At 65.7% G+C, this 6,672-nt stretch carries 7 protein-coding genes; 5 read left to right on the top strand and 2 right to left on the bottom strand.

The window, feature by feature from the left end; all coding sequences use genetic code 11:
• Positions 1-2,035: PAS domain S-box protein (locus tag ABEL04_RS12920; RefSeq protein WP_375802806.1), on the bottom strand; the 2,035-nt coding region annotated here is incomplete at its 3' end.
• A gap of 265 nt (positions 2,036-2,300) precedes the next feature.
• Complete coding sequence (locus ABEL04_RS12925) at positions 2,301-2,576, bottom strand: tyrosine-type recombinase/integrase (protein WP_375802807.1); 276 nt, start codon at positions 2,574-2,576, stop codon at positions 2,301-2,303.
• Between the two features lie 737 nt (positions 2,577-3,313).
• Between ABEL04_RS12925 and ABEL04_RS12930 the strand changes: the two genes are divergently transcribed.
• From ABEL04_RS12930 to ABEL04_RS12950, 5 genes are all read left to right on the top strand, one after another.
• Complete coding sequence (locus ABEL04_RS12930; protein WP_375802808.1) at positions 3,314-4,288, top strand: hypothetical protein; 975 nt, start codon at positions 3,314-3,316, stop codon at positions 4,286-4,288.
• Positions 4,289-4,622: 334 nt separating this feature from the next.
• A complete protein-coding gene (locus tag ABEL04_RS12935) occupies positions 4,623-4,931 on the top strand; it encodes a hypothetical protein (RefSeq protein ID WP_375802809.1) in 309 nt (102 codons plus the stop codon).
• A gap of 70 nt (positions 4,932-5,001) precedes the next feature.
• Positions 5,002-5,298, top strand: a complete 297-nt coding sequence (locus ABEL04_RS12940; protein ID WP_375802810.1) for a DUF6364 family protein — start codon at positions 5,002-5,004, stop codon at positions 5,296-5,298.
• 8 nt (positions 5,299-5,306) lie between these two features.
• A complete protein-coding gene (locus ABEL04_RS12945; protein WP_375802811.1) occupies positions 5,307-5,717 on the top strand; it encodes a type II toxin-antitoxin system VapC family toxin in 411 nt (136 codons plus the stop codon).
• A 182-nt stretch (positions 5,718-5,899) separates the two neighbouring features.
• Positions 5,900-6,672: CRISPR-associated endonuclease Cas3'' (locus tag ABEL04_RS12950; protein ID WP_375802812.1), on the top strand; the 773-nt coding region annotated here is incomplete at its 3' end.

A 6,672-nucleotide genomic window follows, 5' to 3' on the forward strand; every position in this document is an offset into this window, starting at 1 on the left:
CAAGGTCGACAGGCCCGAGCGTAAGTTCCGCCCGCCCGGCCTCCAGCTTCGAGAGGTTGAGTACCCCGTCGAGGGTCTTCAGCAGGCGCTCGCCGCTTTTCTGGATCAGGCCCGCAAACCGGGAGACCGCCGCGTCCTCGCCGGCCTCCTCCCCGATCGCGTCGGCAAACCCGATCACCGACGTCAGCGGCGTGCGGATCTCGTGGCTCATGTTGGCGAGCATCGCCGACTTTGCGCGGCTGGCGGCCTCGGCCTCCGCCCGGGCCTCTTCGGCGTTCTCCCGGGCCTCCTCGGCGTCCGCCCGGGCCTTTTCGGCGTCCTCCTTCGCCTCGCGCAGCTTCTGCTCCCGCTCTTTCAGCTCGGTGATGTCCCGGGCCTCCGGAATCAGAAGCGTCACCTCTCCCTGCTCGTCGGTGACCGGCCGAATGGAAAAGTCCGCGATGCGGGTCTGCTCGCTCCCCTGAACCGGGCGCTCGTAGCGGACAAACTCCCCCTCGGCCGCGCGCTGGATCGCCTCCTTGAGCCTTCGTTTCGACTCCGGGCCGGTCTGGGCCCAGTAGGTTTCCCAAAGCGGCTTCCCCACCACCTCCTCCCGCGTGAGGTTGCCGAACTGGAGGGCCGTGTCGTTGACCTCAATCACGGTCCCGTCCGGCTCCAAAAGCCCGGTGAACTGGTACGTCTGATTAAAGATCGCCGAGAGCCGCCGCTCCCGCTGCTTCCGCTCTGTGATGTCGGTGTAGATGGCGTAGACCTCCGGAGGGCCGTCGCTGGGGCGCCGGCAGGCCACCTGAAGCTGAAAGTCCCGGACCCCATCGGGCGTGTCCCGCCGGACCTCCGCCCGCAGAACCCCTTCCTCCAGCGCGCGGCGGCCGAGGCTCCGCGCTTCGCCCTCGGCCGGAACGAGAATCTCGCTTACGTCCTGTCCCCGAGCTTCCCCCGCCCCGACCCCGAAGGTCTCTTCGAAGGCCGCGTTCACCTCCGAGACTTGCAGCTCCTCTGGGCCGTGGGCCTCACAGCGGACGACAGGGGTCGGGAGCGCCTCGAAGAGGGTTTCGAGCCGGCCGCGCTCCTCCTCCCGGGCCTGCTCGGCGCGCTTGCGCTCGGTGATGTCGAGGATCACTCCATTGAACACAATCTCCTCCTCCCGGCGCTCGGGCACCGATGCCCCCAGGGCCCAGATGCGGCTCCCATCCGGGCGGTCGAAGGGCGTCTCAAACTCCCACCTGCTCTCTGTCTCGATCGCCTCCTCGATGGAGCGCTCCATTTTTTTCCTGTAGTCCTCCGGCACGCGGGCGAGGCACCGCTCAAGGAAGCGTTCCGGATCGGGAGAGATTCCCAGGACCTCCTCGGCATGCTCGCTCACGAAGCGGTGGCCGACGCTCCCGTCCTCGCGGGCGTAGAACTGAAAAACGGCCCCCGGCAGGCTGTTTGCAAATCCACGCAGGCGGGACTCCTGCTCGCGGATCGTCTCTCGGATTTGCAGCCAGCCTCCGGTGAGAACGCCCTCTACGATCGCGGCGGTGCCCATGCTTCCGAGGAAGACCGCAGGGCTGGCGTCCGGGGAGGGCCCCGCCAGCACCCCTCCCGCGGCGAGCAGGAAGCCGTACGCCAAAAACCAGAGGACCGGGCCGATCGACCGGGCGCCGAAGCCCACGACGGTCGCGAAAATGACGTATACGAGGAGAAGCCCGACCGCGTAGTCGACGGAGAACTGGTTCAGGGTAGAAACGGCGGCAAACCACCCCATCGTGACGTAAAGCATGGCCCGCATGCACGGGACGAAGTTTTTGCGGGCCCAACCGGAGACGTAGGACGCCGAGAAAAGACCGACGAAAAGCCCGGCCACGCCGAGCCGTGCCCAGAGCGGGTCGGTCGCCTGCGGAGCCGCAAGGGCGTACAGCGGGGCAAACCCTACGATTAGGCCCGCCCCGAGAAGACTCAGCAAGCGGTGCATCTGCACCTGAAACCGGGTCTCCTCGGGGAACCGGTCGCCCCGGGGGCGCAGGGCAGAAAAAAGACGGAAAAGGTCAGTCATCGGTGGAGTCTTGAGGAGAGTCGTGAGAAGCGACTGCTCGCCCGCTCGCCTGGGCCGTGCGCGCCCGGGTCGGGACAGGCGGGGGTGGTTCGAAGATAATTCGGCGCTGGAATAACGACACGCGGCCGTACCCTGATCCGACGCTCGTCGGGAGGGCCCGCGGCGCGGCCCCCACTTCTGAGCGAGCTTTTCCCGGGCACCGGCGCTACGCTCGGGATCGTCGGGGGACCTGTGCCTGAGGCCAAAGCTTTCACCTGCAGGTTGCCTACAAGCGAAGCGCCTCCTCGAAAGCCTCTTTCAGGTCGGTCCGCTTCGGCTCGTAGTAGTGCTGGGTCGTCTGCGGCGCCTCGTGCCCGAGGAACTGCTGGAGAAGCTCCTCCCGCATCCCCTGGTCCGCCAGCCGCTGGGCGACGGTGTGCCGCAGGAGGTGCGGGTAGACCCGCTTCACGTCCCTCAGCTTCTCGCCCTTGGTGTGCCGGAGGCGGATCTCCAGGTCCCGGAACGAGATGTCTTGGGCCCTGATCTTGACGAATGCGCTCACCCGGGCCCCGGTCTTTATACCAAATGCCAACGATAACTGTGCCCTTTGCGTCGGGATGTTCGGGAAGAAAATGTCGCGAGGCGCGCCTCGCGACGGACCTTCCTTTTGAGCAGAACGATCAAATGTACACCGATTCTCGGCAGTCGGTATTAGAAGCACTCTAATCATCAGGCCGGTGCGGCCACCGCGGTCGTACGCCGCGTTCAGGAACGCCTCTTGCTCTTCCGAGGAGAGTCACTCGGGGGACCCGCTGGAAGAACGGTCCGGCGGAGAAAGCCCGACTCCCCTCCGGGCCTTTTCGATGAGGTGGGCGGACTGGTCGTAAGAGTAGTTCCCCTCGCGGAGGATTTTGGCCCCCTGCCGGATGTCGTCCTGGCGGTCGTGGTCGGGGCTTCCCCCTCGGGAGGAGCTTTCGCTCTAGGGGCAAAAAGGCGAAGCTGAAATTTCAATGCCGAGCTTCTGAGTGGGGTGCAGCATTCTGTCCGCGGACAGATTACTGGTCAGACGGATGTCCTGTCAGAATGGCTTCACAGACCCCGGATTTGCATTACTCCCTGCTTGGTTGCGACATGTTGTAGCAGGGGTGACTCCGCACACGCGGAGATAGACCCTGGGTCGTAAGCTACCCGAAGTCGGGGAATACGGTGACTCCGCACACGCGGAGATAGACCCGTAACGAACAGATGTCGAGGCCGTCTCAACGGTCCGAGTCGTTTTTGTCTTGAAGCCGCCCTAGCATGCTCCGTCGCGTTTGGCGTTTTCTGCTCCTCCTCGTGGGCCTCCTCGCCGTCGGAGGAAGCACATCCCCCGCCATCGATGCGCCGGCGGCGCCCCAGAGCGCCTACCAGTCGCACTACCTCGTCTTCGGAACGCAGGACGCCTCGGGCACGCCACGGATCCTCGCGATCGACCTCAATCGAACAGAGCGGGGGCCGAACCGTGTCGACTACGAGTACAAGCTGTTCGTGGCGCGAGGCGGCGACTGGTCGATGCCCATCTACGAGACGTGGACGGCGGACCCGGACACCACACCCCGACTCCCGACCCGGAGCGGCCTCGCGCCTACCCTCACGGAGGACGGACACGTGCGGGTAGAGATTAACCTCCCGGACCTGTCCCTCACCGTCGTCCCGCAGTCGCCCCGCTTCTCGTTCTCGACGGGGGACGGGAACGCCTCCCGCACCGGGCATACGCAGTTTGTCGTCGAATGGAACGGCACGACCTACGAGGGACCGGGCGTCTACGAGTGGATTCGGTCCGCACCCACGACGGAGCCCGAGGACACGGAGGCCAATGCCGAGGCGGAGCGGCGGCTGGACGAAACCGCCTCGTTCGGCCTCTACGACTGGATCGTGCTCTACGACGACGAGGGGCGCCTCTGGCACGTGTCGCAGGGGTCGCTCACCAATGACTTTGGCTACCAGACCGCCACGGAGGTCCTTCCAGCGCAGACCCGCGACGTGCTCGTTCGGTGGCTCGCGACGGCGTACGATGATAAGGCCGACCAGCACAGCCCCACGACGTGGCTCGTGGACGTGCCGGACTGGGGCCTCCGCGTTAGACTCGAAAAACAGGGGGAGCATCGAGGCCACGGGCAGCCCCGGGCCGACGGCACCCGCCCGATTTACGTGCAAGCGTCGGTGACGGGACGCGGCATCGTCCGGGGAGAGGAGCACCAGTTCTTCGGAATGGTGGAGCACATTCGGGATTGAGAACGACCCTGCACGAGGGGGCCTGATCTTCCCGGACGTCGCGACTTTTGTCTGGGCGGAGAGCTCGCTTCCCGTTTCCGCCCTCCCTGGACCGCTTCTTCCCTCCCAATGCCCTCGTGGTCCGGCCGCCCCCTCCGCACGGCCTCCCTCGTCTTCTTCGACCTGGAAACGACCGCTCTGCGGCCCGACCGCGGCGGGCGCGTCCGAGAGATGGCCGTGGTGGACGCGCAGGGCCTCCGGTTCGACTGGCGCAGCGACGCGACCCCGCCCCGTGACGACGCCGTAGCCGCACAGTTGCCGCGCCTCATCGAGCACCTGGAGGCGGGGGGTGGTCGTGGGCCACAATCTGCAGTTCGATTTTCGGTTCGTCACCTACGAGGCCGAGCGCCTTGGCCTCAGTGGGATCGACCTCCGCTTCGCCGACACGCTGGGTCTGGCCCGCTCCCTGCTCGATGCCCCGGACACCCACCAGCTCGGCACGCTGCTCGGCCACGTCGACGCCGCCCCCGAGGAAGAACTGCACACGGCCGTGGGCGACGCCCTCGCCACCCGGACCCTGTTCTGGCACCTCGTGGAGCACGGCGCGCTCCAGACGCTGGCCGACATCAACGTCCAGCAGCTCCAGTGGAACGCAGGCGCGTAGCTCGAAACCGAGCCGTGCAGCGAGAGTACGTCAACATCGATATATCATGACGTATAATTCCGATCGAGCCATGAAGTCCAAACTCACCCTGCGCATGGACGAGGACGTAAAGGAGCAGGCGAAGGAAATCGCCCGAGAGCGCGGCACGTCCCTATCGGCCCTCGTTGAGGACTACTTCCGGCTCTTAAGCGGAAAGGACTCGCCCGACGAGCATCCCGGGTCGGACACCGCTCTTACTCCCCGGTTGAAGAAGGTCCAGGAGCAGATCGGGGCGCCCCCAGAGGAGGCTCCCTTCGACGAACCGAAAGGCAATTGGACGGAGGACGAGCGGCAGTTCATCAAGGCCGCCACCGAAAAGCACACCTAAAATTGCCCATGCGCCTCCTGTTCGACACAAACATCCTGATCGACGCCGCCGTACAGAGCCGCGTGCATCACGACACGGCCAATCAACTCCTGGTCCACGCGGAGCGGGGAGCCATCGACGGGATTACGACACCCACCGCCATCACCACGTGCTGGTACGTGTCGACCGTCACCTACGGTGTCGATCCGCGCCCGCTCTTCGAGTATCTCTCGACGGTCGTTGACCTCGCGCGGATGGGGTGGTCGGCCCTGTCCGACGCGCTGGACGCCCCCAACGATGCGGATTTTGAGGACGAATACATCGCCGCCGCCGGAACGCAGGCGGGCGCCGAGGGCGTCGTAACGCGGAATCCGGACGATTTTCGAGACGGTCCGTTGACGGCCTACCGCCCGGCGGAAGTGCTCGACGCACTGGAATGAGCACCCGTTCCTGCACGTCTCCCCCGCGACGGCAGATCGGAGGGACGTTTTCTGCACGTTGCTTTCAACTTTTCTTAAGACTACATACGTTTCCCCTCCTGCTGCTCGTCGTTCCGTCTCGTCTTCTCATGGCGACGATTTGCAACGAGGTGCCTCCTCTCTGACTGACCGCCGTGCCCGACATGGACGGCCCACCCGATCCCAATCAGTTCTGGGCCAAGCTCACATACAAGGACGACGACCCCTCGACCGGGGAGATCGTCGCGTGGCATCCCCTCCTCGCCCACTCGGCGGACGTGGCGGCGGTGACGGAGGCCCTCCTCCAGCGGACGATCCTTCGGGACCGGCTGGCGTCGTTGATCGGCTGGGACATCCTGTCCGACGTACACGTCGCCCGCCTCTCAGCCCTCGCCGCTCTGCACGATGCGGGGAAGGTGAACCACGGGTTCCAGAACCGAGCCTTCGACGAGACGCCGACGGCGGATCACCTCACGCCGATGGTGGGCGTGTACAATGCATCGGCACCGATGGAGTATCTCGGCCCGTTCGGCATCGCAGAGATGCAGGACTGGGCGTACGATCTGGATGCGCTGGGCCATCTTCTGCTCGCGACGTTTGGCCATCACGGAGAGCCAGTGACGCCCGGTCGCCACGATCCGATGCTCTGGGAGACGACCGAGACGCGTGATCCGAAGGACAAATTGGCCGCACTGTCCGACGCTGTTCACCGCTGGTTCCGAAAGGCGTTCACCGAGGACGCTCGTCCGTTCCCCACCGACCCGGCGCTCCAACACGCCTTTAACGGCCTCCTCACGCTGGCCGACTGGATCGGGTCGGACGAGGCCTTCTTCCCGTTCGCCGACACGCTTGAGGCTCCGATGGATCGGGCTCGATCACGCGCCACAGACGCGGTGGAGGCCCTCTTCCTGGACGCAGACAGGCCCCGGAGGTCGCT

The sequence above is a fragment of the Salinibacter sp. genome (genome assembly GCF_042218895.1).
Taxonomy (GTDB): Bacteria; Bacteroidota; Rhodothermia; order Rhodothermales; family Salinibacteraceae; genus Salinibacter.

Excerpts from the sequence above, each read along its gene's own strand:
- ABEL04_RS12945 (WP_375802811.1), top strand. The coding sequence starts at position 5,307 with ATGCGCCTCCTGTTCGACACAAACATCCTGATCGACGCCGCCGTACAG.
- ABEL04_RS12940 (WP_375802810.1), top strand. The coding sequence starts at position 5,002 with ATGAAGTCCAAACTCACCCTGCGCATGGACGAGGACGTAAAGGAGCAG.
- ABEL04_RS12930 (WP_375802808.1), top strand. The coding sequence starts at position 3,314 with ATGCTCCGTCGCGTTTGGCGTTTTCTGCTCCTCCTCGTGGGCCTCCTC.